Here is a 25,152-nt window from a genome sequence, read left to right on the forward strand (position 1 = left end):
GTCGTTCTGCGCCGACTCTAGGCAGCCGTCTTGGCGCGCAGGTCGGACTTCTCGAGATAATAGGTCGAATAGCGGTCGAAGAACTTTTCCGAGCCGCCGAGCGAGCCGTATTTCGCCAGCTTCTTCAGGTCGACCTTGTTGAGCACGGCGCCGACGACCTTGTTGGCGACGTAGGGTTCCTGCTCCAGCAGCGAGCGCACCATGGCGCGCGGCGTGCGGCCCCATTCGGCAACCAGTACGAAACCGTCGACCAGCGGCGCGAAGGCTTTGGCGTCGACCACGGGGCCGAGCGGCGGCAGGTCGACGACGATGTACTCGAACGTCTCCTTGGCGTTGTCGATAAAGCGCCGCATGCCGGCCGACGAAAGCAGCTCGCTGGTGTGCGAGAATTGCCCGCGCAGCACGGCCGGGATGATCGCCAGCTTGGTCTGCCGGTCGACCTTGCCGACTGACTGCCAAGTCTGGCCGTTGACCACGGCTTCCATCAGCCCTTGCTCGGCCTCCATGCCGAGGTTACGGCTGAGGCCCGGATTGCGCAGATCGGCGTCGATCAGAAGGGTTTTCGAGCCGTTGGCGGCCAGCAGCCCGGCCAGATTGGCCGCGACCGTCGACTTGCCCTCGCCAGGCAGGACCGAGACCACGCCGATGACCCGGCTGCCTTGACCTTCCATGACGACATCGAAGGCGATCTTGGCGTTGCGCAGCGTCTCCGAGAACATCGATGCCGGAGCATCGACGCTGACCCGCATGCGCGCCCGTTTTTCGGCCGCCGACAATGTGTTAGTGCTTTTGGCATCCGCCGCATCATCGTCGCCGTCCTTGCCGAGCCTGCCGCCGATCGTCGGCAAATAGCCGAGGAATTTGAGGCCGACGCGATCGCGAATGTCCTCGCCGGTCCTGAAGAACCGTTCGTTGAACTCGTTCAGGCCACCAAAGCCGGCGCCGAGCAGCACGCCAAGCACCAGCGACAGCGCCAGAACCCTGGAGGTGCGCGGGCTGGAGGCGGAAAGCGGCGCTGAGGCATCCGAGATGATGCGGACCTTGCCGACCGGGAAGGACTGCTGCTGCGAGGCTTCCTCATAGCGACCGAGGAAGGTCTGGTAGAGCGTGGTCAGCGCCTGCGCCTGTTGGTCGAGCTCGCGCAGCTTGACTTGGCTCTGGTTGTCGACGGAGCTCTTGCCGGCCGCGTCGGCGATCTTCTGCCTCAGCGACGTCTCGCGCGACAGAGCGACTTCATATTCGTTGCGGTAGCTTTCAGTCAGCTGCTTCAACTCGCCGAAAATCTGCGTCGACAGATCGGCCTTCTCCTTAGCCAGCGCCACCGCTTGCGGATGTTCGGCGCCGAAATTGGCCGTCACATCCTGCAGCCGCTTGGCGACGGTGAGATAGCGGGTCTTGAGCGTTGCAATGACGGAACTCGCCGGCTGGTCGCTCGATATGGCGGAATCGTTGAAGGCGTTGTCCGAACCGCTGTCCACGATGGTCTTGTATTGCTGATAGCGGGCGCTGGCGCGCGCCGTATCGGCCTGTGCAACGATCAGCTGAGCGGTAAGGTCGGCGATCTGCTTGTCGCTGATCAGCTGGCCATCGCTGTTGGCGGCCAGTCCATGTTCAGAGCGGAATTTTTCGACCGCCAGAGCGGCCGCCTGCGAGTTCTGCCGAAGCTCGGTCAGCCGGCCCTGCAGCCAGACCGCCGCGCGCTCGGTGGCGTCGAAGCTGGCGTTGAGCTGGTCGGCGAGATAGGCGTCGGCATAAGCCTTAGTGATGGCGGTGGCGAGCGCCGGATTCGACGACTGGTAACCGATGGCAAGCACATAGCTGCGGCCGTTGCGCTGCGCCAGCACCTCGCTCTGCAGCTTGAGCACGGCGTAGTCGTGGCGCGCCGTCTGCATCATGGCCTGGCGTGTCGCCTCATCGACGTTTTCCATGCCGGGAATCTGGTCGGCGGAACTGCTACGGAAATAGCCGACCACACCGCGCACGAAGCCGATGCCCTTGGCTAGGGCCGATTGCGGCGGGTTCATGAACTCTTCGTTCTGGTCGAGCTTCAACTTGTCGACCACCACCGAGGCCAGCCGCGCCGAGGTGATGATTTCGATCTGGCTGAGAAGGGCGGCATCGGTCTGCATGGTGACGGACGCAGCCGAGATATCGTCGACGACCTTGTTCAGGCCTTCATCGATCAGCACGCTGGCAACCGACATGTATTGCTTGGGCGTGGTCTGAAGATAAAGCACGCCCAGGAACAGGCCGATGATGGCGCAGACCGCCACCACCTTGACCTGACGCGCCGCCATGCCAAGCAAGCGCTCGACGTCGATGAAGTCTTCACCCTTTTCCTGATCGGTGTTGGGCAATGGCATCCTCTTGTCGAGAGGAAAGCTGGCATAGTTCATCTTCGGTCCAATTCTAGGTTACAGGCGCCGGAGCGAGACGGGGTCAGGCCCCACCTCGTCCGAAGCTGCGGAGATCGGGGGCAAAGCATGCAACGCAAGCCTCATGCCATCTGGCGCCGGACCTGAACGGCCAGGCGCGCAGGCATGGGCTGCGCCATCGTCCAAACGCATATGCCCTCGAAACATGGACATTATGCGGCCACTTCCTGACGCTCATGCGACCGCACGAACGCCTGAAGCATTTCAAGCACCGGCCCCTTCATGTCGTCGCGCGCCAGCGCGAAGGCGATGGTGGCCTCGATGAAGCCTTCCTTGGAGCCGCAGTCGAACATGCGGCCGTTGAAAGGCTGGGCAAAGAAGGACTGGCTTTTCGCCAGGCGGACCATGGCGTCGGTGAGCTGGATTTCGTTGCCGGCGCCGCGCTGCTGGTTGCCCAGCAGCGAGAATATCTCGGGCTGCAGGATGTAACGGCCGTTGATGTAATAGTTCGACGGTGCGTTGGCCGGCGCCGGCTTTTCGACCATGGCCGTCACCTCGAAACCGCTGCCGGCCTCAGCGCCACGGCCGACAATGCCGTATTTGCTGGTCTCGGACGGATCGCAGCGCTCGACGGCGATGACGTTGCCGCCGGTCTGCCGGTAGAGATCCATGGTCTCGGCGAGGCAGCCGCGGCCGCCGAAGGACACCATGTCGGGGAGCAGCAGGGCAAACGGCTCGTCGCCGATGACCTCGCGCGCGCACCACACCGCATGGCCGAGACCTTGCGGCGACTGCTGGCGGATGAAGCTGGTGGCGCCGGCCACAGGCAGCATGCTTTCGAGCGCCTCGAGCTGGGTCTTCTTGCCGGTCTGTTCCAGCGTTCCGATCAATTCAGGATGCAGGTCGAAATAGTCCTCGATGACAGCCTTGTTGCGGCCGGTGACGAACACAATGTGCTCGATGCCGGCTTCGAAGGCCTCGTCCACCGCATATTGGACGACGGGCCGGTCGACCACGGGCAGCATTTCCTTCGGCATCGATTTGGTCGCCGGCAGGAACCGTGTTCCAAGCCCCGCCACCGGGATGACTGCCTTCCTGACTTTCTGCATCTGGTATTCCTTCTGAGAGAAACGATTTTCCAACTATCGCCGGCTGTTAAATTTGGCCTGCATGCTTCATCTCCCCGTCCCCACGGCAAACTGTGCCGCAACCCTTCTGAGCCGGACGGCGATCGGCATCGACATATGCCTGACTGCCGCCGGATCACTTAGCGCGGTGCGTATCGCCTTCAACGGCGAACGCGCCTTGATGTGCTGGACCAGCGACAGGAACGATGCCGCCTTGCGCAGGCTGCGGGCGCGCCTGGCGAAGGCGGCCGCGGCAGCCGCGTCCATGGAATTGGTCTCGGCGAAGACTGCATCGGCCTTGCGCATCGCCTCGACATGGTGAAGCTCGAGCACACGCGAGATCGAGCCTGTGCGGATGTGGTAGATATAGCCGGTCGTCGGCTCGACCACGCATTTGCCGCCCTTGGCCAGCGCATTGGCGAGCAGGAGATAATCCTCGCCGATGCTCAGATTTTCATCATAGCGGAGCCCGTTTTCGGTCAGGAAGCGGCGCTGGAAGATCGGCTTGAGATAGCCAAGATTGAATGTGGATTCGAAAACGATGTTGCCGGCGATGTAGTCGGCGAGTGTGATCTCGCGCAGGCCTTCCAGATATTCGGCGGGAAACATCGTCGCTTCGGCAACGCCGTCCTCGCGTATCACCTGGAGATTGTCGACGGCTATGACAGCGCCCGCTTTCTCCGCCCGCGCAATCATGGCGGCAAGCCGCCCGGGAAGGACGGCATCGTCGGAATCGAGCACCGCGACCCAGCGGCCGGAGGCCAGCTCAACGCCGGCATTCCGGGCGCCGCCAGGGCCGCGATTTGCCGGCAGCGCAATCACTTTGACGACATCTTCGGGATAGGCTCTTGCGACGTCGAGCGTGTTGTCGCGCGACTGGTCGTCGACGACGATGATCTCGACGCTGACATCGCGCTGGGCGATGGCGCTGACGATCGCCCGGTCGAGCGTGGCCGCGGCATTGTAGGCGGCGATGACAAAGGAGACGTCAGGCTGCACGCTTGCCTCCTTGCTGTGGAGAAGGCAGGCCGTATTGGCGAATCTCGCTGATACCGACCAGGCCGCTGACGACGCCGACATGCATGATGCCGCGCAACACGTTGCGGTTGCGGCGGACCGGGCTGATCACGGTCAGCGCCGCCATGCCGAAACAGTAGGCGGCCTTGGCCGAGGCAAGGCCGACATCCTTCGTGCGTCTGACAATACCGGCATTTTGACCGATGAGGTGGCCGTGCGTCTGGCCGAAGCGGAAGCGGCGACGGCGCAGCCAGTCGAACGCTGCTCGCGAACGCGGCACGACTTCCTCGACCCAGGCCTGCGGCGCAAAGGCGATGCGGCCGCCTTCCTTAACCATGCGATCGAAGAATTCGGTGTCCTCGCCGCCGCTCTGGCCGCGCGCCAGGCTGAAACGCCGGTCGCGCAGGCTGCCGGCACCCATTCTGAGAAGCACGTTGCAGGTGTAGCCGGTGCGGATTTCGCCCTGCACCCAGACCGGCAAGGTCGAATGGAAATCGCCCTCGCGCATCCAGTCCGGCGCATCCGGGCGATAGAGCGCTCGCACCGGACCAAGCACGGCCTCGGCGCCGCTTGTCTGCGCCGCAGCGACCAGTTCGGCCAGCCATTGCGCGGAGGCGGTTTCATCGTCATCGATGAAGGCGACAAAATCCGCCGTGCTGGCGTCAAGACAGGCGTTGCGGGCGACCGAGATGTTGCGCGCCGGGGCATGTCGGTAGCGGACCAGCAGCTTCAACTCCCGCGCCAGTTCGGTCACCAGCGCCTGTGCAGTCGGCTCGTCGTCATTGTCGGCGACGATGACGCCGATGCCGAAGCCGGCAGGCATGTTCATGGCAGCGAGCGAGCGCAGCGTATCGGCCAGTTCCGGCCGTCGGAACGTGCAGACACAGATGTCGATGCGGCGATCCCTGGCCATGCTCATCACGCCACCTTGCGCTGCGATCGCGCCCCGAGCAGCTGCAGCCAAAACCCGACCGACCAGCCGAGATGCATGACCATCGCCGAAATGCCGGCCAGCACATTGTTGGGATTGCGCTGGGCAATCGCGGTCCACACGCCATAGCCGAGACACACCGAGGCCCAGACCAGCAGCGGCACCGCCGCCAGCCAGTGGATGAAGGAGAAAGCCGCGAGAAGGACCACCGGCGCCACCAGCAGCGGGATCATCTGCCGTACCTTCGGGATCATGCGGTGCTTGAGCACATTCTTGGCGCGGCCGCGGCCATAGCCGAGATACTGGAAATAGAGGCCTTTCAGCGATGAGCGCGGATAGTAGACCATCTGCGTCTTGCCGCTCATCCAGATGCGGTAACCGGCCTGGCGCAGCCGGTAGTCGAGCTCGGCATCCTCATTGTGACTGAAGGTCTCGTCATAGCCGCCGACCGCGGTGAAGGCCGAAATCCGGATCAGCGCGTGATGGCCATGGTCGACCCATTCGCCGGCCGAGAGGTGCCTGTGCTTGGAGCCGCCGGTGCCGAGCTTGGAATTCTGCGCCGCCGCCACCGCTTTCTGCACCGCGCCGCTGCCGCTGGTCAGCATCGAGACGACGACCGAATCGGCACCGGTAGCCAGCGCCTCGTCGACCAGCCGGTCGCAGTAATCGGCGGGATAGCCGCCATGGGCGTCGATGCGGATCAGATACTCAGCGCCGGCGCCGAAGCTGGCGACGGCGAGGTTGATCGCCGCACTCTGGATGCGCTTTGGGTTGTGCAGGAGGATGATTTGGGGATCCTGAGCGGCAATCGCCTCGACAATGGCCAAAGTACCGTCGGTGCTGCCGCCATCGGCAACGACGATGCGGGCGTCGAGCCTTAGCGAGGCTGGCCTGAGCTGGTCGAGCAGCGCACCGATATGCGCCGCCTCGTTGAGGCAGGGAATGACGATCAGGCTTGGCGGAAGCGCTCCGGTTTGCGTCATCGGTGTCTTCCCATGCTGTGCACTTTTCCCATCACCAGCCATCCCTACGCCAGTGCCTCGGTGACGAAGGGGCCGGGTGAAACCGCCAGTCCCCGCAGTCTGTCGACAAAGGCGCGACAGTCGCTGCGGTCGTAGCTCCACGTCCTTGGATTGCGGGCCAGCACGCGCGCCTTGGCCTTGCCAAAGCGCTCCTGGTCCATGCGGCCGAGCGTGGTTTCCAGCATCTCGGGCGTGGCATCCGAGAGCAGGACGCCGATGTCCTGCTGGTTCAGGAATCGCCCGGTCTCGGTGTTGCCCATCGAGATCGGCACGGCGCCGAAGCGGCAGCCCTCATAAAGACGGTTGGGCAGCAGCCATTCCGAATTCTGCCCTTCCTCGAAGAAGTCGATGGCCCAGGAAAAATGCACTTCACCGTAGATTGCCGCCATGTCTTCCGGGTTGCGGTAGGGGCCGCGGAAGGAGAGATAGGGCTCGGCTTCGACAAAAGCGTGGAAATCCGGGAATTCCGACAATGCCGGACGGCCCCTTAGGACGACTTCGAAGCGCCCGCCCTGGCGGCGGGTGAAGTCGGCCAGCAGCTCCAGCGAGCGGCGGCAGCGCAGCGCGCCGAACCAGCCGATGCGCCATGGCGGTGCTGCAGGGTTTTCGGCCTTCAGCCGGTCGTCCACGGTCATTGGCGCAGTTTCGAAATATTTGTTTTCGACCAGTTCCACCGGCGCCGCGACTTGTCCGAACGGCTTGAAATAGTTGGCGATGAAGGCTGGCGAGCTGGTCACCAGAAGCTTCACGTCGCGGGCGAGATAGCGTTCGGCGGTGCGCAGTGCCTTGCCCAGCAAGTCGTTGCGCAGCACCAGGCGGTGGATGTCGAGGCATTCGTAGACGATCGGCACGCCGCCGCGAAAGGCGGCCTTGGCGCGCCTCGCCAGCGCCAGCATTTCCAGATTACGCGCGATGATGAGGTCGGGCTTCGGCATTGCCGCAAGCTTCGAGCCGATCGACAGCGCCGCCTTGGCGACCGCCGCCAGACGCTGGCCGAATCGGCCGTCACGCGTCGCGCCAAGGTCGATCGGCTGCAGCCCCTCGACGTCGGGAACAGCATTTGTGGTCCGACGGAAGCCGGCCAATGTGACCCGCGCGCCGCCTGCCCTGAGCATTATGATCCGCCGGCGCACTGCCGGGTCGGAGACGTCGTGCACAAGGTACAAGACATGCAGCATGAAAACTCGACCGCTGTTGGCCCACCCACGGGAATGCTAACCCAGCTTTTGCTGCATCGCAACATTTTTGGTGCGGCGTAGCAATGGGTGCACGTTTTTTGTTGCACTGCAAAAACGTATTGCTGTAGTTTGTTGATGGCGGCGGGCGCCGGTCATGACGATGTCGGACCGGCGTAAAATCAGGAATCCTGAATTTGGAAACCAGTGCATTCGATCCGCCCGAGGGCTCACTGCGCAAATCGGTCGGACGCGGCGCTGTCGTTACCGCCATGGCGCAAAGCGTCCGGGTCGCAACGCAGATCGTCTCCGTTGTCGTGCTGTCGCGGCTTCTGTCGCCGCAGGATTTCGGCGTGGTGGCGATGTGCGCGCCAGTGCTTGCCTTCATCGCGCTGTTTCAGGATTTCGGCCTGACCCAGGCGACGATCCAGAAGACCGGCATCCGGCACGAAGAGGTCAACTACCTCTTCTGGGTCAATGTCGCCGTCAGTGCGGTGCTGGCCTGCGTGCTTGTGGGTGCAGCGCCGCTGGTTGCCGCATTCTATGGCGAACCGCGGGTGACGGGCCTGGTGGCCGCGTTCGGGCTGCAGATCATGGCCTATGGTCTCGGCGCCCAGCATCTGGCGCTGTTGACACGCCGCATGCAGTTTGCCCGGCTGGCGGCAATCGATGTGGCAAGCGCCGTCATTGGGCTCGCCGTCTCAATCGCCTGGACCTTCATCGACCGCTCCTATTGGGCGCTGTTTGCCGGTACGCTCACAGGTGCCGTGCTGCCGACGCTTTGCTACTGGGCAAGCTCGCAATGGCGCCCCGGCCTGCCGCGCAAGGTCGACGGCATAAGGGCGCTGATCAATTTCGGCGCCGGCATTACCGGCTTCAACTTCGCCAATTTCTTTGCCCGCAACCTCGACAATGTGCTGATCGGCAAATATTGGGGCGAAGCCCAGCTCGGCCTCTATGACCGCGCCTACAAATTGCTGTTGTTTCCGCTGAGCCAGATCACCAATCCGCTGTCGAAAGTGATGGTGCCGGCACTGTCCAGGCTGAAGGACGAGCCGGACCGCTATCGCAGCGCCTACCTGCGCGTCATGCCGCTGATCCTCTTGGTGGCACTGCCGGGCGTTGCCTTCGCCACCGCCATGTCCGACGTGCTCATTCCGTTCGTGCTTGGCGAACAGTGGCGTGCAAGCGCCTCGATCTTCCTGGCGCTCGGCTTTGCCGGGCTGTTGCAGCCGCTCAACAATCCGGCGGGATGGCTGTTCGTCAGCCAGGGCCGCTCCGGCGACTTCATGCGCTGGGGCATCGTCACGGCGGTGACATCGGTGATCGCCTTCGCCATCGGCCTGCCCTATGGCGCGTTCGGCGTCGCGGTCGCCTACGCGGTCAGCGAATATCTGCGGACGCCGTTCCTGTGGCTCTATGTCGGCAAAAGCGGTCCGTTGCAGGCGCGCCATGTCCTGTACGCGGCAGCACCTTTCGTGCTTGGCGCGCATCTGGCGCTGGCCGCCGTGTGGTTCGCCAAGCCGCTGCTACCGGCACAGCCGGTCATCGCGCTGGCTGCCGGGGCCATGCTCGCCTACGCCATCACCATTCTCGTCTCGCTTTTGTTCGGCGCCGGCCGTGAGGCGCTCCGGGAGGCGGTGAAATTGATACCCGCACGGGGTTTTGCCCCGGCACCCAGCGAGGCGAAGTGACCATGCCGGTCGCGCGCCGATTTAAGGGCTAAGAGCATGAATTACCGATCAATCTCCGACATGAACGACGCCATCCTGCGCAATTTGCACCGGTTGCCGCGCGACATCGACCTGGTGGTGGGCGTTCCCCGCAGCGGCATTCTCGCGGCGACGCTGGTCAGCCTGACGGCCAACATCCCGATGACCGATCTCGACAGCTTTCTCGCCGGCAGGATCTACACGTCGGGCATCACCAAGCGGCGCGCCGCGCTCGACCGGCAGCATGGCGACATGCGCAAGATCCTGGTGATCGACGACAGCATCGCCGGCGGCAATGCGATACGCGACGCCCGTACCAAGATCGCTGCCGCCGGTATCCAGGGCGATTTCGTCTACGCTGCGGTCTTTGGCCTGCAGCCCGAGCATCAGGAGACCGACATCGTGCTGGAGGTCGTGCCGCATCCCCGGATGTTCCAGTGGAACTTCATGCACCACATCTTCCTGGAACAGTGCTGCGTCGACATTGACGGCGTGCTCTGTCTCGACCCGACCGAGGAAGAAAACGACGACGGGCCGATCTACGAGAAATTCCTGGCCGAGGCGCGGACGCTGCTCGGGCCGACCCGCAAGATCGGTTGGCTGGTCACCAGCCGGCTGGAAAAATACCGCAAGCTGACCGAAGCCTGGCTCGCCAAACACGAGATCAAATACGACCACCTGATCATGCTCGACCTGCCGAGCAAGGCGGAGCGGCAAAGGCTCGGCGCGCATGGCAGCTTCAAGGCCGAGTTCTACCGCAAGTCGAATGCCATCCTGTTCATCGAGAGCGAGCATGAGCAGGCGCTCAAGATCGCCAAGCTGTCGGGCAAGCCGGTGCTGTGTGTCGAAACCAACATCGTCAGCTTCCCCGACGCGCTGTCGCTGCCAGCGCTGGAGCAGGCGGCGCGCAACCTGCCGGCCAGGCTGCGCCAGATCAATTCGCCCGAGGGGCGCAAGTCTGTGGTCAAGAAGGCGGCGCGCACGCTGCTGGGCGAGCGCGGCTACGAGACGTTGAAGAACCGGGTCAAGCGGCCAGCTTAAAGTCCGTCGACACAGCGTGCTACGCGGCTCGGCGCGGCCTCTGTTGCGCCGCCCGGTCGATCAGCGAGAAGAAGGTCGCGAACTGGGCTTCGGGGTTGAGCGCCGGCCGCTCCGAGAAGGTCCGCGCTGCCGCTGATATCCGCGTGTATTCCTCAGCGTCGTTCCACAGCCGCCTGACCGCCGCTGCCCAGTCGGCGAGCGGCGCGTCATAGTCCAGCACCACGCCGCCGGAGCCGATTGCTTCGGGCAGGCCGCCGCGGCGCGAACCGACCACGGGAATGCCGCTGCAATGGGCCTCCGACGCCACACGGCCCCAGGCCTCTTCCCACTTTGAGGGGGCCAGCAGGATCTTTGTGCGGCCATAAACGGTCTTCATGTCGCTGGTGCGGCTCTCCAGCGTGACGTTGCCGAGCGGCGCGATGGTCGCCTCGATGCGGGCGCGATGGTCGTCTTCCAGCTTCCAGCTTTCAACGAACAGGAACGAAATTTCGGGGCAGGCGCCGGCAATGCGCACCGCAAGGTCGAAGCCTTTTTCCTCATAGGGATTGATCAGCGTGACGAATTCGCCGGTCGTCGGCGTCGCATAATGCGCCGGGTTGATCATCGGCGGAATGACGGTGGCATCGATGCCGAATTTTTCCTTGTAGGTGCGCGCAGTGAATTCGGAATTGGCGATGTAAAGCGCCGAATCCAGTTCGCGCAGGTCGCCGGCCAGTTCGTGGAATTCGACATTCCTGAGATAGACGACCAGCGGCACACCCTCGACCTGCAGCGCCTTGCCGATCGGAACCGAGTTGTGGCACTGGACCACGGCGACATCCGGCTTGAGCTTCTTGACGGCAAAGCCGGCCGCCTCCCAGGGATACCAGGCCCGCACCACGGGATAGCCGAGGTGGGAATCGATGGCGCCGCGCTGCCGCAGGAGCTTCATCTTGGCGCGCGCCTTGAGGCCGAACATGCCATCGCCGAACAGCGCGGCCAGCACCGAGGCTTCGTGGCCATGTTCGAGCAACTGCTCGGCCAGATGGTGCGTGCTGGACTGGACGCCGCCGCTGAATTCGGGCGGATAGCCGCTGCCGCCTGCAAAAAGCACTTTCATCGGACTAGGCTCCTTGTCGTTATTCTGGATGGCGACAGACGCCGCTGTTGCCGGGCTTACGCGACCTTTGGCGGCTCCAGATTGGCGAATGGATTGGTGCATGACTGCCACCCGGTGAAGCGGATCGGGTCGTTCGGCGAGCTGCGCCAGGCATAGTCGGTCAGCATGTGGAATTCAGCCAGCACGACGCGGTCGAAATGCCTGAGATAGCGCCTTTTCTCCCGCGGCAGCAGCTGGCGCGCCTCACCTAGTCTCGCCGTCTCGAGCAGGGTGATGGCGTCGCCCAGGTTTCCGCCCGGGGATATCCAGGGATTGCGGTTTTGAAATTCCAGCACGAACTGCTGCAGATGTTCTACGCGTATGTTCAATTTGCCGAGGTATTTTTCGAGCGTGATCAGGACCAGATCCTCGTCCGAGAAGGAGGACACGGCGGCATAGGCGATGCCGGTCGAGGCAACCCCGCCGGCGACGAAGGCCAGTGCTGCACGTCGTGATATCTTCGTCATTCCGGCAGCTCCTTTCATGCCGCTATCCGGCTTGCCGCACGCAAGGAGAGCGCTGCCGCTGTCAGGCTCGGATTGACACAGGAACAGCTCGGATAAGAGCTGGTGCCGACGACGACCAGGTTCCTCACCTGGTGGTGGATCATGTCGCGGTCGATCACCGAATCGGCCGGACCCGTGCCCATTCGCAACGTGCCCTGGACATGCGATTCGGTCGGCCGGATGCCACGGTCGAAGATCCTTTCCACCGGCAGGGGGCCGAGCAGCGCCGGCAGCTTGTCCAGCGCTTTCGCCATACCCTTGACGGCGTAGTCGGACGCCCCCTTGAAAGAGACGAAGGCATTCTCGTCCTTGTCGAGGACGACGAGATTTTCCGGGTCGAGCAGGTTCTCCGTCACCATGACGATCGGCAATGTCTGCCGCAGCCGTCCCTTCTCCGCCCGCATGCCGTGCTGCCAGCGGTTTTCGAAATAGACGAGCGCCGCCCCGTGCTCCGCCCTGTGCGGCCCGTCATAGAGGCCGAAGTTCAATCCGGTGGTGATGGTGGAGCCGTCGAAATTGTCGATGCCGTCGAGATAGACCTCGAAGTTCCAGCCATAGGATTCATGCAGGCCGAGGCCGACGAATTCACCGCCCAGCCCGGAGCGCAGCATGATCGCCGGGCTCTGGATGGCATTGGCGCCGAGCACGAACAGGTCGCCGCTGACCGTGTACTCCTTGCCGTCATGCATGAACGTCACCGAACGCACGGAACCACCGACATGATCGAGCCGCCGCACTTCCGCGCCGAGGCAGACCGAAACGTCGGGATGCTCGAAGACGTGCATGAGGCCATTGTTGACGGTGAATTTCGCATCGGCCGGACAGAGCCAGCAACGCAGATTGGCGCAGCACGATGTGCGCTGCGACGTCGGCACCCGGGCGCGGGCGGTCGGCATGACGAAATGCTGGCCCGGCTGCGCCGCCTTCATCATCCGGTCCGGCGTCGACATGCGATGCGGCGGCTGCGGAAACGGCTTTGAGCGCGGCAGCATCGTCGCCATGTCGGGATCGCCCGAGATCGACATGACCTCCTCCGCCTCGCAGTAGAAAGGCTCGAGCTCGTCATAGGAGATCGGCCAGTCATTGCCGATGCCGTAGAGGCTTTTCAGGCGGAAGTCGTTGGGGTGGAATCGTGGCGTCTGCGCAAACCAGCAATTGGTGCCGCCGCCGAGCCCGATCGTGTAGTTCCACGGCTTGTCGGCATTGTCGGTCTTGTAGGTCGTCTCGTCATCGATGTCGGTGTTGGCATTCTGCTGGAGCTGCCATTCATGCGTGTTGTGGCGGCCCCACTCCAGCACCAGGATGCGCGCCTTGCGCCGCTGGGCGAAGGCATGCAGGAAGAAGGCCGATCCGAAACCGGAGCCGATCGCGACGAGATCGAAATGCTCGTTGGCGATTTGCTCGGGCTTGACGTCCAGCACCATCAGATCCTGCCTTCTTTCACGACTGGCGCATTCAACCGGTGGCCTCGTTGTCGCTCGTCGAGGCCCAACCGGTCGGTCAATCTGTTTTCGCTGCCTGTCTTCACGCCGCCATCCTGCCGATCGAGAAATACTCGATGCCGTGGCGGGCGATGACCTTGGGATCGTAGAGGTTGCGGCCGTCGAAGATGACCGGCGTGGTCAGCGCATCCTTTACCGCGTCGAAGGACGGGGCGCGGAAACTCTTCCACTCGGTGGCGATCAGCAACGCGTCGGCGCCGCGTAGCGCCGCCTCCTTGGTGCCGCACAAAAGCAGATCGTCGCGCAGGCCATAGATGGCCTGGCATTCCTGCATCGCCTCGGGATCATAGGCCTGCACCTTGGCGCCGGCCTGCCACAGCGCTTCCATCAGGACGCGTGCCGGCGCCTCGCGCATGTCGTCGGTGTTGGGCTTGAAGGCGAGGCCCCAGAGCGCGAAAGTCTTGCCCTTGAGGTTGCCCTTGAAGTAGCGGTTCACCTTGTCAAACAGCACCGACTTCTGCGCGTTGTTGCGCTCCTCGACGGCACGCAGCAGCTTGGCGTCGAACTTGACCCCCTCGGCGGTCTTGATCAACGCGCGCACGTCCTTGGGGAAGCACGAGCCACCATAGCCGAGGCCGGGATAGATGAAGTGGTAGCCGATGCGCGGATCCGAGCCGATACCCTTGCGCACCTCCTCGATGTCGGCACCGAGTTCCTCGGCCAGATTGGCCATCTCGTTCATGAAGGAGATCTTGGTCGCCAGCATGCAGTTGGCGGCGTATTTGGTGAATTCGGCGCTGCGCACGTCCATCACGATCATCTTCTCGTGGTTGCGGTTGAACGGCGCGTAGAGCTCGCGCATCACCGCCTCGGTGTCCTCGCTGTTGGTGCCGACGATGATGCGGTCCGGCTTCATGCAGTCGGCGACGGCGGAGCCTTCCTTGAGGAATTCCGGATTGGAGGCCACGTCGAAAGCCAGGTCCTCGCGTCCGCGCGCCTTCAGCGTCTCGGCGATTTTGGCCTTGACCTTTTCGCAGGTGCCGACCGGCACGGTCGACTTGCCGACGACGATCTTGGGCGAGTCCATCTCGCGGCCGATGGTCTCGGCCACCGCCAGCACGTATTTGAGGTCGGCTGAGCCGTCCTCGCCGGGCGGCGTGCCGACCGCGATCATCTGGATCTCGCCATGCTTGACGCCGGCCGCGGCGTCGGTGGTGAACTTGATGCGGCCGGCGGCGTGGTTCTCCTTGACCAGGGCCTCCAGTCCCGGCTCGAAAATCGGCACCAGGCCCTGGTTGAGCCGCTCGACTTTCTTTTCGTCGACATCGACGCACACCACCTGGTGCCCGACTTCCGCCAGCACCGCGGCCTGCACGAGACCGACATAGCCAATTCCAAAGACCGTCAAATTCATTCGGGTTAATTCCTGTTCACGCCCTTTGGCCTGATATGGCCGAGCCGGTTCAGATCTACTTTATGCTGCTTACACTACATGCCAGCGATTCCGGAAACTGGCACGGCTGGCCGAGCGCGGTGAAGGCGACGCGCTGCACCTGCATCGACACCTGGCGGCCGGGATCCGAAAAGGCGCCCATCCAGTTTTTCAGCGTGTCACTGCCCCAGAGGCTGAAGAATATCTTCTGCGAATGGGTCGGCAATTGCTCGGGATCGGTGACTTCCTGGACCAGCTTGCCGTTGACGTACCAGCGCAGCCGGTCCTTTTCCCAGATGAAGGCGTAGTCGTTGAAGCCCTTGTCGGTGCCGCCTTCGACTTCGGCCAGCTTCTCGTTCTTGGGCTTGCCGGCGATATAGCTGTTGACCTGGACCTTTGAGGTGTCCTTGGTCAGGACCTCGAAGTCGATCTCGTACCAGGGCTGTTTGTCGGCCGGGCCGATATAGGTGAAGAACGCGGCGTTGAGGCCCGAGCCGGTGTCGGTCTTCATCCGCGCCTCATAGGTTCCGTAGCCAAAGCGCTGCTTGGTCTGGATCTCGGCGCAGGCGAACTCGCGGTCCTTCAGCTTGCGCTTTTCGAAGCCGAGCGTCAGCATGTTGTCGGAAAGTTTGACCAGGCTCTTCGACCAAGTGCAGTTCTGGTGATTGCCGTTCGACCAGCCGTCGGAGACATACCAGCGCGAGCGATCGAAACTTTTGAAATCGTCGACGAAGGACGGGGCGCTTTGCATCTCCGGGGAAGCGTCCTGGGCGCGCGCGGGCTGCGCGGCGCCGAAAAGAGCTGCGGCCGCCGCCAGCAGAAGCGCGCCAACGGAGAGAAGACGCATTTGCCGATTTGGCTGCGCCGAAATCATGGCATCGACTGCCACGCTGGGGGTCGTCTTCGGATCTGCGTTCATATCAATTCACCTTTGTGCTGTTCCGCCCCAACCCAAAGTCACCGACTGGCCCACATCCCAACGGGCCGATCCCGATCCTCCGTCCCCTCGAACTTTCTTGTTTGTGCCTCGTATGACGGCTTCAGCCGAAGCGGCCTGCGGATTTGACGTGTTCGGCCTGCGAATCAGAACCCTTGCCATTCTCGTCGACGATCGCGTCGAGTGAATGACGCAGTTCCTTCATCCGGCTGGTCTGGCGCACCAATTCGGCGATGCGGTGTTCGCAATTCAGGATCGATTTCGTCAACTCGCCGACCTCAAACTGCTTGCTCGCCGACGACGAGCCATTCTCCATCGACTCGACGAGGAAGGCCGCGTTGGTGGATTTCGACCGATAGCGATTCTCCAGCCCGGTTTTCTCGGCCGCGATCTCGGCTGTGATCTGATCCAGCAGCTTTGCCAGACGATCGAAGCGTGCCAGATCGGTCTGTTTGTCCCGGGCCGGGTCTCTCGACCTGAAGCCGAAAATCGAAGCCATTCGGTTGGCCTTCCAAAATTGCTGCACCGCAACATACAGTGCCATCGTCGGAGCGCGTAGGCAACCTCCGAGTTTCAGAAAGGTAATTTTTTCAGCCTCACGGCGGTTGTCCGAGGCTAGTGTACTCTACTTTTCCGTCGCCGTGCTGGTGCCAGCCATGAGGAAGCGCAAGGGCGGCACCGGCTGCTGCCGTGGGGACAGACCGGCGTGGCGAAACAACGCATCCAGCTTGTCCGAGGCCACACCGCGAACGATGGGAATGAGGTTCGACTGGCTGGCCAGCGCATAGGCGGCGGCCGAAGCCATGCCGCGCTCGGCCTTCACGTCGAGGAAATTGCGCAGCCGGTATTTGTCGCGCACATGCCGCTCGTGCTTGCGCAGCACGGCCTTTGACCCCTCGGGCAGACTATCGATCTTCAGTAGCGCCAGATCGGCATCGGCCAGACGCTTCAGGTCCTGCGTCTTGTGCCGGCCGCTCAGCGAATCGGCGCGCACGATTGCGCCATAGCCGCAGGACCGGATGACCTTGAAGCGCGCACCGCGGGCAAAGGCGCGGGCATAGAGTTCATAGTCTTCGCCCAGGCGCAGATTTTCGTCATAGCGCAGCCCATGCCTGTCGAGAAAAGCCCTTGATATGACCGGCTTGAGGAAGCCGAGTTCGCCGCGCTGGACGCGCCGCCTTGAAATGTTGCCCTCGATGAAACGCTCGAAATCGAGGAATTCCGGGTCAGCCGAAAAGGTCGGGGCGACGATCTTGGAGACATCGGTCGCCGTATCGTCTCGGATCAGCATGATGTTGTCGGCGGCGAAATCCCAATCGGCGCTGGCAAACAGCTGGCGGAACCGGCCCTCAAGGAAGAAATCGTCGGCGTCGAGAATGCTGATGAAGGGCGATTTCGACCCGGCAATGGCGGCATTGCGGGCAAAGGACGGTCCACGATTGACGTCAAGGCGGATGACCGAAAGCCGGCCGCTGCCATCATCGGCGGCAGTGGCGACTTTTGCGGTGTCGTCGGTGGAGGCATCGTCGACGACGACGACTTCCGCCACCTCCGGCTCGCGCAGCGCCGAGGCGATGGCCGCGGGAATAGTCCGGGCCGCGTTGCGGGCCGCGATGATCACGCAGACCTGGGGTACTGTCATGGGGATGCCTTTCGATTGCACAGATGGTTGCTGACTTCCCCGCCCTTGGCCTGTCCGGAGCCCAACCCATCCTCCCATGATCCGTCGCCACCCAACCGGGACGGAACCGTCTCTGCCTGCTGCCGTTCCGCGATAGCCATCGTCACTGGCTTTCCGGCCGTTCGAAAATCCGCCGGCTGAGATCGGCGGACGCGGCCCAGCCAGCCTCGGTCAGGTAGCGGACAGGTTCGCGACCGCACAGTTCCCACAAAACGGTGCGCCGTTGCGGCCACTTCAGCGACGACAGCCACGGCGCGATGACCATGTGGAACAGGTCTTCATTGCCGATGCGTGACAGGATCCTGGTGGCCCGATCCGAGAGCAGCGTGCCGGCGCCGCCAAGCAGCACGTCGGCGGCGCGCAGGCCCAGCAGCAACGTGTCGGCCAGCCCCTGCTCGGCCGCGTAGTCGAGCACATTCTGCTGCTCGGCCTCGCTCAGGCGGCTGGCGGCGGCCCTGATATCGCAGACATAGCCCGCGCAAGGTTCGCGGTTGAACAACGCCTTGGCGACACTGATGCAGGACAACAGCAAAGTGTCGGAAGCCGAGATGAACGGCACGCTGGAGCCGGCGATCGCAAGCGAGCGCTTGCGGCGCAGGAACCCGTCCGTGTCGCGCGGGCTCGGCGATCCCGGCTGCTGCAGCCGATAATGGAGATCGACAGTGGACGATTTTAGGCCCTGACGGCGAACCATGTGCTGCTCGCCCAGAAAGCGCACCCACCAGACGGAGCGGGACTTGCCCGCGACCTCGTAGCCGATCGAGCGCAGCGCATCACGGGCTTTGAAGAAACCGGCCGGCGACACCAAGATGTCGACATCGCCAGACGGCTTCATGAAGTGGTCGCCATAGAGCAGCTGCTGTTGGAACGGTCCCTTCAGGAAGACGAAATCGATCCGCCTGTCGCGCAGCGCCTTGTCGATGGCCATTGAATCCATAATGCCGGACGAGTTCATCGCAATGGTGCGCCGGCGATAGGTGTCGAGCCACTCGAGCAGCCCCGGCGGCGTCTCGCCTGCCGGTGGGCGCAACAAGGCCTTCAGGACGAAGGTTGCGACCTTGTTCAGCCTGGCGATGTCGCAAACATTGGCAACGGAGATGGCCGGCGCAGGCGCGGTGCTGGCGCTCGCCTCCGAATTGAAGAATAGCCGCAGGCACGCCTGCACATAGGCCACTTCGTCGGCGCAGCCGGCGGCGCGCAACCTCTCGAAGGTCCCTTCCTGCAAGGCCATATGCTGCAGCATCTCCGCAAAAAATTTCGTGAGGCGCGTTATATTGCACGTGCGAAGCAAAGCATCGCCAAAATCATCTGCCGCGTCCAGTTTTTCCTTCGGCGGCAATTGTCCTGCAACCTGGACGGTTAACAACACAATCGCGCAACGGAGCGCAAGACGCTGCCGGAATCGGGCCTGTCGCCGGCACGCCTGCAGCAATTTTTTGCGAATGTGGCCGCGCCTAAAAGGCAGGCATACCAGGTGAAAAATTTAGTATAATTAAATCAGTTGCTTAATCAAGCACCACGGAGACCGTGTTGAATTCTTCCGGGATGCGCGGTTAAAGTGCAGATGCAAGCGTTTTGATCACCATTGAAGGCAGCCGCAACCGAGAATTGATTAACGGCGGGTAAATCAGGCTTGACTCATAAATGCTGCCATGCAGCTATTGCGGTGCAGCAATAGGTCGCTGCCGGCAATCGACAGGCCGCTTCCAGTCCATAAGTGGAGAGTAAAATGGAACAGAATGTTGAAAAGCATGAGTACGAAACCCCAAGCCTGACGGTCCACGGCTCGATCGAGACCATCACGCAAGGCGGTAGCGGCACCACGGCACTCGACGCCTCGTTTCCGGCACATACGCCGGTCGGCGAACTCACCTTCTCCTGAGACTCTTCTCGTTGGGGTGACAAAGTCCGGACTCTGAAACAGAGCGCACTAAGGGCACTAAGGAGAGTCGGGGCTTAAACCCCGGCTCTCGCGCCTTGTTTGGAATTGCCGAAGCGTTGGTGTTGTAAGCAGTGTGTGAGCGAGGTTTAGGATGGACTGGAACCCCTCGGAGCGTGATCGGGTGAGCGCGAGCAAGGATGCCGTGGCCTGCGAATTCGGCAACGGCTTGGCGCTGCTCGATATGCAGTCCAACATCTATTACAGCCTGAACAGCGTCGGGGCCTATATCTGGGAACTGATCCAGGAGCCGAAGCCGATAGCGGAAATCCGCAGCGCCGTGCTCGAGCGCTACAATGTCGAGCCCGAACGCTGCAGGGCCGATGTTGACGGATTGTTGAAAGGCCTGGCGGACGCCGGGCTTGCGAGGCTCCACGATGAGGAACTTGTCTAGAGCGTTTCACCGTTTCACAGAAACGGCGAACCGCTCTATCTCTTTGTTTTCACGCAATTCCGGACGGGAAAACCGCACACACTTTCCCTGGAATTGCTCCAGGGTTCTCTCGCTGAGCGGGCCGGAGATGCTCTTTCTCGCCCACTGCCTCGCGGTGGTCGTCGCGGTGCGGTTGGGTCTTACCCTGCTTTCCTACAACAAAATGCGCCGCATGGTGACGCGGCTCGACGCGCACGAGCCGGCCGGCATCGGCGATCTCAGACGTGTCGCCTGGGGCGTTGCCGCCGCGGCCCGGCTGGTGCCCGGTGCCACCTGCCTTACCCAGGCGCTTTCGGGCCAATATCTGCTTGCCCGCCAGGGCAGCGCTTCGAAGATCCGCATCGGCATCGAGCGCGACACCGGCACCGAGTTGAAGGCGCATGCCTGGCTGGTCAGCGGCGACCACATCGTGCTTGGCGGCTCGCTCGGCAGGTTTACCCATCTCGTCGACCACGGCCAGTGACCGATGAGCGGCGTCGCCGGAATTCTGCTCAGGCAGGAAGGCAAGCCCGCCGCTGCGGCCGACATCCAACGCATGCTTGCCCGCATGCAGCATCGCGCGCCTGACGGCAGTTCGTGGTGGATGGACGCAAGCGTCGTTCTTGGCCACGCCTGGCTCAACACCACCGATGAGGCCGGCCCCGGCCCGCTGACCATGGCCGGCGGCAAGCTCGCGATCACCGCCGACTGTCGGCTCGACAATCGCGACGAATTGCTGGCCAGGCTCGGCATCCGGGACAGTTCGGTTGCCGACGCCGTGCTTCTAATGCGCGCCTATCTGCGCTGGGGCGAAGCCTGCCCCAAACATCTGCAAGGCGATTTTGCCTTTGCCATCTGGGATGGCGAGCGCCAACAGCTGTTTTGCGTGCGCGACCATTTTGGCGTCAAACCCTTCTACTACCATTCGAGCGACCGGCGCTTTGTCTTTGCCTCGGAGATCGGACCGATCCTCGATGTCGGCGGCGTCGACATGCGCATCAGCGAACACCAGATTTCCGGATTTCTCGCCGGGCTGCCGGACGATCCGCAATCGACAGCCTATGCCGATATCTTTCGCCTGCCGGCGCGCCACAGCCTGACGGTGACCGGCAACCAGGTGGTGCTGCGCCGCTACTGGCAGATCGAGCCGTCGCAAAGGCCGATGCGGTCGGACGCGGCCGAAGAGTTCCGCCATCTGTTTTCGCAATCGGTGCGCAACCGCATGCGCGGCACGCCGGCGGTCGGTGCGATGCTGAGCGGAGGGCTCGATTCCTCTTCGATCGCCTGCGTGGCTGGCTTGCAGAATGCTGCGCAGCGAAAGCCGAGGTTGCCGACCTTTTCGCTGGTGTTCGAAAAGGGCTCGCCAATGGACGAGCGCCCCTTCATCGAGGCGGTGCTTGCGCAGCAGAAGGTCGACGGCACCCTCATCAGCGTTGGCAACTACGCGCCCTTCGCCGAGTTCGAACGCATTCTGGAAGAGCAGGAAGAAACGTTCCTGGCGCCTGGCCTGTCGCTGACCCGCGATATCTACAGGACCGCCGGCGCCAAGGGCATGAAGGTGCTGCTCGACGGTCATGGCGGCGACGAGGTAGTTTCGCAGGGCCACGGCCATCTGCATGAACTCGCCGATGCCGGCAGATGGATGGAGCTGTGGCGGGAACTGCGCAGCGCTTCCAACACCTATGGCGACGGCATGCTCGGCCTGTACTATCAGTTCCTCACCCTTTACGGGCCGGCCTGGCGCCTCGCCAAAATCAAACGGCTGGCAAACCGCGCGATCAACAAATTGCGGCGCCGTCCCACTGGGCGGCCGGCGACGAGCTGGCGCGGGCTGATCAATCCCGATCTGGCGATGCGCACGGACCTCGTCGAGCGGTTTCGCCGGGCCGGCTATATGCCGCCCGCGGTCAGCGCCAGCGAGACCTTGACCCATCGCTGGCTGCTGTCGAACGGCATGGTGCCGCACGCTTTCGAGGTTCTCGACAAGGCCGCCGCCAATTTCGGCGTCGAGCCGCGCTACCCCTTCTGGGACAAGCCGCTGGTCGAGTTCTGCCTGGCGCTCCCCGGCGCGGAAAAGCTGAACCAGGGTTTTGGCCGCTCGGTGCTGCGCCGGGCCATGGAAGGAATTTTGCCGCCGGCGGTGCAGTGGCGGCGCGACAAGATCGATTTCACCTCCAACCTGGTCAAAGGCATGCTCGGCAATCATCGCGATCTCCTCGACAAGGTGCTGGTGGCGGATGCGGCCCTGATCGCACCTTACGTCAACCTGCCCGAAGTGACCGCCGCCTATGGCCGGATCTCGCGGCAACCGGAGGCGGCCACCTTGCCCGATGTCCAGTATGTCTGGCGCTCGATCGCGCTGTCGCTGTGGCTAAGGCAAGTGCAACTGCGCGGGAGCCACGCATGATGCCGGCCAACATGCCACTCGCCGCCGATTCGAACCCCGATGCCGGTCAACCCAAGGCTCGCGCGCAGCGCTTCTACAAGGCTTATGGCCTGACGATCGCTTCGCAGATCGAATTGCCCGAGCTGGAGCCGAGCGCGCCGGCTGCTGTCGATGTGCTGATCACCGTCGGCGCGATCGATCTGCCAAAACCCTCGCCCGAGACCGGAACTGCTTTCCGCTTCGAGCCTCGGCAGCAATATCTGGCATGGCAGACGGTCGGCGCCTTCCTGATCACCGACGCTTGCCGCATCAAGGTGGAGCCGGCACCTGATGTGGACGATGCGCTGCTGGCGTTTCCACTGCTCGGTCCGGTCATCGCGCTGCTCCTGCATCAGCGCGGCCTGCTGATCCTGCATGCCAGCGCCATTGCCGTCGGCGGCAAAAGCGCCGTCTTCATGGGCGACAAGGGCGCCGGCAAATCGACGACGGCGAGCGCAATGCTCCGTGACGGCCATCGCTTGCTGACCGATGATGTCGTGGCGCTCGATCTCGCCAGCCAACCGATGATCGTTCCGGGCTTTCCGCAGTTGAAGCTCGCCGCCGATGCCGCCGCCGCTATCCCGATCCAGGCGGAAATACGCCCGCAGGTGCATCCGGCGATCGACAAGATGCAGCATCGCCTTCACGGCGGGTTCTCAGGCGGTGCGGTGCGGGCGACCCGGATCTATATCCTCGAGCGCAGCGACAAGGCAGCGATTACACCGCTGCCGAGCGTGGCCGCCCTGCCGGCAATCATCAAATTCTCCTATGTGACGCGTTTCGGCCGCCCGGCCCTGGTCGGCGATTTTGCCGCGACGCATCTTCGCCAGTGCGCGGCCCTGGCCAACCAGATCGGCGTCTGCCGCCTCGAAGTGCCGACCGGGCTCGACCGTATCGGCGAAGCCGTCGCCCTGATCGAAAACGATCTGGCGGCCGACAACGGGCCGCGGTGAGCCGAGCATGTCGGTGTCGAAGATCCTGCAACTGTCGTTTTACCTAGATGTCGCCGGACTTGGCGCGGCCATGGCCCGGATCGGCGGGCGCAGGACGCTGACGGCATTGCTGTTTCTGATCCTGGGAAGCCTGACCGAAGGCATCTCGATCCTGCTACTGGTGCCGCTGCTGCATCTGGTTGGGCGCCCCGAGCAGAATTTCGCGGTCAAGCTGCCGAACAACGACTTCGTGCGCTGGCTGGCGCCGGATGGGACGCTGCAATTGACCACAGTGCTGTGTCTGCTGGTCGGGCTTGTCGCGCTGCAGGCGGCGTTCAATCGCTACAAATCCGTCTACATGGCCAGGTTGCTGCTCGATTTCATCAACCGCCTGCGCATGAACCTGTTCGAGAGCATCGGCAAAGCACGCTGGGGGATTTTTGCGCGCATGCGCAGCTCCGACCTCGACCACGCGCTGACCGGCGACATCGACCGCGTGCAGTCGGCGGCCTTCTCGCTGCTGATGCTGGTGCAGATCGCCGTGCTTCTGGCTGGCTATCTCGTGGTTTCGCTGTTCATTTCGCCCGTCATGACGGCGTTCGCCATCGTCGTCGGCATCGTCACGTTCCTGGCCCTGCAGCCGTTTCGCGCGCGGGCCAGCGCCTTCGGCCGGGTTTTGACCACCAATCGTCAGGAGCAATACCGCACGGTCTCGGAGTTCCTCGGCGGCATCAAGGTGGCCAAGAGCCTGAATGTCGAGGCGACCTACTATGCGCAGCTTCGCGCGACGCTGGAAAAGATGAAGGCCGACAACATCAACTATGTGCGCAACAGCACCATCGGCACCGCTTTGTTCCAGGTCGCCAGCGTCATCGGCCTCAGCCTGTTCATCTATGTCGCTCTGGTCCGCTTTCATCTTTCTCTGGCCGAGATCGTCGTGCTGCTTCTTGTGTTCATGCGCATTGCGCCGCGCTTCATGGATATGCAGATGCAGGCGCAGCAGGTGCTGATCAACCTGCCCGCCTATGCCTCGATGCGCGACATGCAGGCGCGTTTCGATGCCGAGCGCGAACCGGCGAATCTCGAATCCGCGGCCAAGCTGACGCTCGATATCGGGCTCAACATCCGCAACGTCTCCTTTGCCTATGAGGCCGGCGGCAAGCCTATGGTGAGCGACGTCACCTTCGGTCTTCCCGCCGGCAAGGTGACGGCGTTGATCGGCCCGTCAGGCTCGGGCAAGAGCACGCTTGCCGACATGCTGCTTGGCCTGCTGGAACCCAGCGAAGGCAAGATCCTGGCCGACGGCGTCGAAATCACTGCTGCCAACCGGCGGCACTGGCGCGACCAGGTGGCCTATGTGCCGCAGGATGTGTTCCTGCTGCACGACACGATCGCCGCCAATTTGCGGCTTGCCGCGCCGCAAGCCAGTGACGCGGAGCTGTGGACTGCACTTCGCGCGGCGCATGGCGCCGACTTCGTCGAAAGACTGGAGCTGCGGCTCGACACGGTGGTCGGCGATCGTGGTGTGCGGCTTTCAGGCGGCGAACGCCAGCGCATTGCGCTGGCGCGTGCGCTGCTGCGCAAGCCCTTGCTACTCATTCTCGACGAGGCGACCAGCGCGCTCGACTGGCAGAACCAGTCTCTGATCGCCAAATCGATAGACGGGTTGCGCGGATCGATGACCATCCTGACCATTGCGCATAGGCCATCGATGATCGCCTTCGCCGACTGGGTGGTTGCAGTCGAAAACGGACGGATCGTCGAAGTCGGGCAATATCAGAGGTTGAAAGCGAAGGCCGGCAGCCGCCTGTCGAAAATGCTTTCAGGCGAGCAATCGGAACCGGAGCCGGCCGAAGCAAGCTGAGTCCGACTGCAAGATGATCCGAGGCCGACGTCGCGGCCTCGGAC

At 63.1% G+C, this 25,152-nt stretch carries 22 protein-coding genes; 8 read left to right on the forward strand and 14 right to left on the reverse strand.

Features of this window, described 5'->3' with window-relative positions:
- Window positions 1–17 precede the first annotated feature (17 nt).
- The 6 genes from H0241_RS06010 to H0241_RS06035 all read right to left on the reverse strand — a co-directional run bounded on the left by H0241_RS06010 (window position 18) and on the right by H0241_RS06035 (window position 7,650).
- A complete protein-coding gene (locus H0241_RS06010) occupies window positions 18–2,396 on the reverse strand; it encodes a polysaccharide biosynthesis tyrosine autokinase (RefSeq protein ID WP_181056492.1) in 2,379 nt (792 codons plus the stop codon).
- 191 nt (window positions 2,397–2,587) lie between these two features.
- Window positions 2,588–3,484 carry a UTP--glucose-1-phosphate uridylyltransferase GalU gene (galU, locus tag H0241_RS06015; protein ID WP_181056493.1) on the reverse strand — a complete coding sequence of 299 codons (897 nt, stop codon included), beginning with the start codon at window positions 3,482–3,484 and terminating at the stop codon, window positions 2,588–2,590.
- Window positions 3,485–3,550: 66 nt separating this feature from the next.
- Window positions 3,551–4,501, reverse strand: a complete 951-nt coding sequence (locus tag H0241_RS06020; protein ID WP_328824629.1) for a glycosyltransferase family 2 protein — start codon at window positions 4,499–4,501, stop codon at window positions 3,551–3,553.
- Window positions 4,491–5,438 carry a glycosyltransferase gene (locus H0241_RS06025; RefSeq protein WP_407941721.1) on the reverse strand — a complete coding sequence of 316 codons (948 nt, stop codon included), beginning with the start codon at window positions 5,436–5,438 and terminating at the stop codon, window positions 4,491–4,493. Before H0241_RS06025 ends, H0241_RS06020 begins: the two co-directional genes overlap by 11 nt.
- Window positions 5,438–6,433: a glycosyltransferase family 2 protein gene (locus H0241_RS06030; protein ID WP_181056495.1), complete on the reverse strand. Its 996-nt coding sequence runs from the start codon at window positions 6,431–6,433 to the stop codon at window positions 5,438–5,440. The genes H0241_RS06025 and H0241_RS06030 overlap by 1 nt, the downstream gene beginning before the upstream one ends.
- 44 nt (window positions 6,434–6,477) lie before the next feature.
- Window positions 6,478–7,650 carry a glycosyltransferase gene (locus H0241_RS06035; protein WP_181056496.1) on the reverse strand — a complete coding sequence of 391 codons (1,173 nt, stop codon included), beginning with the start codon at window positions 7,648–7,650 and terminating at the stop codon, window positions 6,478–6,480.
- Window positions 7,651–7,844: 194 nt separating this feature from the next.
- Here H0241_RS06035 and H0241_RS06040 point away from each other — a divergent pair, with 194 nt between their 5' ends.
- Both H0241_RS06040 and H0241_RS06045 read left to right on the forward strand, forming a co-directional pair.
- Entirely contained in the window at window positions 7,845–9,341 is a 1,497-nt protein-coding gene (locus H0241_RS06040) for a lipopolysaccharide biosynthesis protein (protein ID WP_181056497.1), read from the forward strand.
- A gap of 36 nt (window positions 9,342–9,377) precedes the next feature.
- Window positions 9,378–10,400, forward strand: a complete 1,023-nt coding sequence (locus tag H0241_RS06045; protein ID WP_181056498.1) for a phosphoribosyltransferase — start codon at window positions 9,378–9,380, stop codon at window positions 10,398–10,400.
- A gap of 19 nt (window positions 10,401–10,419) precedes the next feature.
- Here H0241_RS06045 and H0241_RS06050 read toward each other — a convergent pair whose 3' ends face one another.
- The 8 genes from H0241_RS06050 to H0241_RS06085 form a co-directional block, all read right to left on the reverse strand.
- Window positions 10,420–11,499: a glycosyltransferase gene (locus H0241_RS06050; RefSeq protein WP_181056499.1), complete on the reverse strand. Its 1,080-nt coding sequence runs from the start codon at window positions 11,497–11,499 to the stop codon at window positions 10,420–10,422.
- Between the two features lie 56 nt (window positions 11,500–11,555).
- Window positions 11,556–12,005 (reverse strand): hypothetical protein, encoded by a 450-nt coding sequence (locus tag H0241_RS06055; protein WP_181056500.1) that lies wholly within the window; start codon window positions 12,003–12,005, stop codon window positions 11,556–11,558.
- Window positions 12,006–12,019: 14 nt separating this feature from the next.
- Window positions 12,020–13,468, reverse strand: a complete 1,449-nt coding sequence (locus H0241_RS06060) for a GMC oxidoreductase (RefSeq protein ID WP_181056501.1) — start codon at window positions 13,466–13,468, stop codon at window positions 12,020–12,022.
- Window positions 13,469–13,568: 100 nt separating this feature from the next.
- Window positions 13,569–14,900 (reverse strand): UDP-glucose dehydrogenase family protein, encoded by a 1,332-nt coding sequence (locus H0241_RS06065; RefSeq protein WP_181056502.1) that lies wholly within the window; start codon window positions 14,898–14,900, stop codon window positions 13,569–13,571.
- 55 nt (window positions 14,901–14,955) lie between these two features.
- The gene (exoK, locus tag H0241_RS06070; protein ID WP_235984023.1) at window positions 14,956–15,837 is read right to left on the reverse strand and encodes an endo-1,3-1,4-beta-glycanase ExoK; all 882 of its coding nucleotides are present in this window, start codon (window positions 15,835–15,837) and stop codon (window positions 14,956–14,958) included.
- Window positions 15,838–15,958: 121 nt separating this feature from the next.
- Complete coding sequence (locus H0241_RS06075) at window positions 15,959–16,354, reverse strand: hypothetical protein (RefSeq protein ID WP_181056503.1); 396 nt, start codon at window positions 16,352–16,354, stop codon at window positions 15,959–15,961.
- A gap of 126 nt (window positions 16,355–16,480) precedes the next feature.
- Window positions 16,481–17,497, reverse strand: coding sequence for a glycosyltransferase family 2 protein (locus H0241_RS06080; protein ID WP_181056504.1), 1,017 nt, complete (start codon window positions 17,495–17,497; stop codon window positions 16,481–16,483).
- A 142-nt stretch (window positions 17,498–17,639) separates the two neighbouring features.
- Window positions 17,640–18,767 (reverse strand): nucleotidyltransferase family protein, encoded by a 1,128-nt coding sequence (locus tag H0241_RS06085; RefSeq protein WP_181056505.1) that lies wholly within the window; start codon window positions 18,765–18,767, stop codon window positions 17,640–17,642.
- Window positions 18,768–19,265: 498 nt separating this feature from the next.
- On the opposite strand from H0241_RS06085, the gene H0241_RS06090 reads away from it, so the two are divergent.
- From H0241_RS06090 to H0241_RS06115, 6 genes are all read left to right on the forward strand, one after another.
- Window positions 19,266–19,418 (forward strand): lasso RiPP family leader peptide-containing protein, encoded by a 153-nt coding sequence (locus tag H0241_RS06090; protein ID WP_023684233.1) that lies wholly within the window; start codon window positions 19,266–19,268, stop codon window positions 19,416–19,418.
- A gap of 181 nt (window positions 19,419–19,599) precedes the next feature.
- A complete protein-coding gene (locus H0241_RS06095; RefSeq protein ID WP_328824631.1) occupies window positions 19,600–19,869 on the forward strand; it encodes a PqqD family protein in 270 nt (89 codons plus the stop codon).
- Between the two features lie 127 nt (window positions 19,870–19,996).
- A complete protein-coding gene (locus H0241_RS06100; protein ID WP_235984041.1) occupies window positions 19,997–20,371 on the forward strand; it encodes a lasso peptide biosynthesis B2 protein in 375 nt (124 codons plus the stop codon).
- Window positions 20,372–20,374: 3 nt separating this feature from the next.
- Window positions 20,375–22,294: a lasso peptide isopeptide bond-forming cyclase gene (locus H0241_RS06105; RefSeq protein WP_181056508.1), complete on the forward strand. Its 1,920-nt coding sequence runs from the start codon at window positions 20,375–20,377 to the stop codon at window positions 22,292–22,294.
- The gene (locus tag H0241_RS06110) at window positions 22,291–23,265 is read left to right on the forward strand and encodes a phosphoenolpyruvate carboxykinase (ATP) (RefSeq protein ID WP_181056509.1); all 975 of its coding nucleotides are present in this window, start codon (window positions 22,291–22,293) and stop codon (window positions 23,263–23,265) included. The genes H0241_RS06105 and H0241_RS06110 overlap by 4 nt, the downstream gene beginning before the upstream one ends.
- Before the next feature lie 7 nt (window positions 23,266–23,272).
- Complete coding sequence (locus H0241_RS06115) at window positions 23,273–25,108, forward strand: ABC transporter ATP-binding protein (protein ID WP_181056510.1); 1,836 nt, start codon at window positions 23,273–23,275, stop codon at window positions 25,106–25,108.
- Window positions 25,109–25,152 lie beyond the last annotated feature (44 nt).

Origin of the sequence: Mesorhizobium neociceri, assembly GCF_013520985.1 — a bacterium.
GTDB classification, from domain to species: Bacteria; Pseudomonadota; Alphaproteobacteria; order Rhizobiales; family Rhizobiaceae; genus Mesorhizobium; species Mesorhizobium neociceri.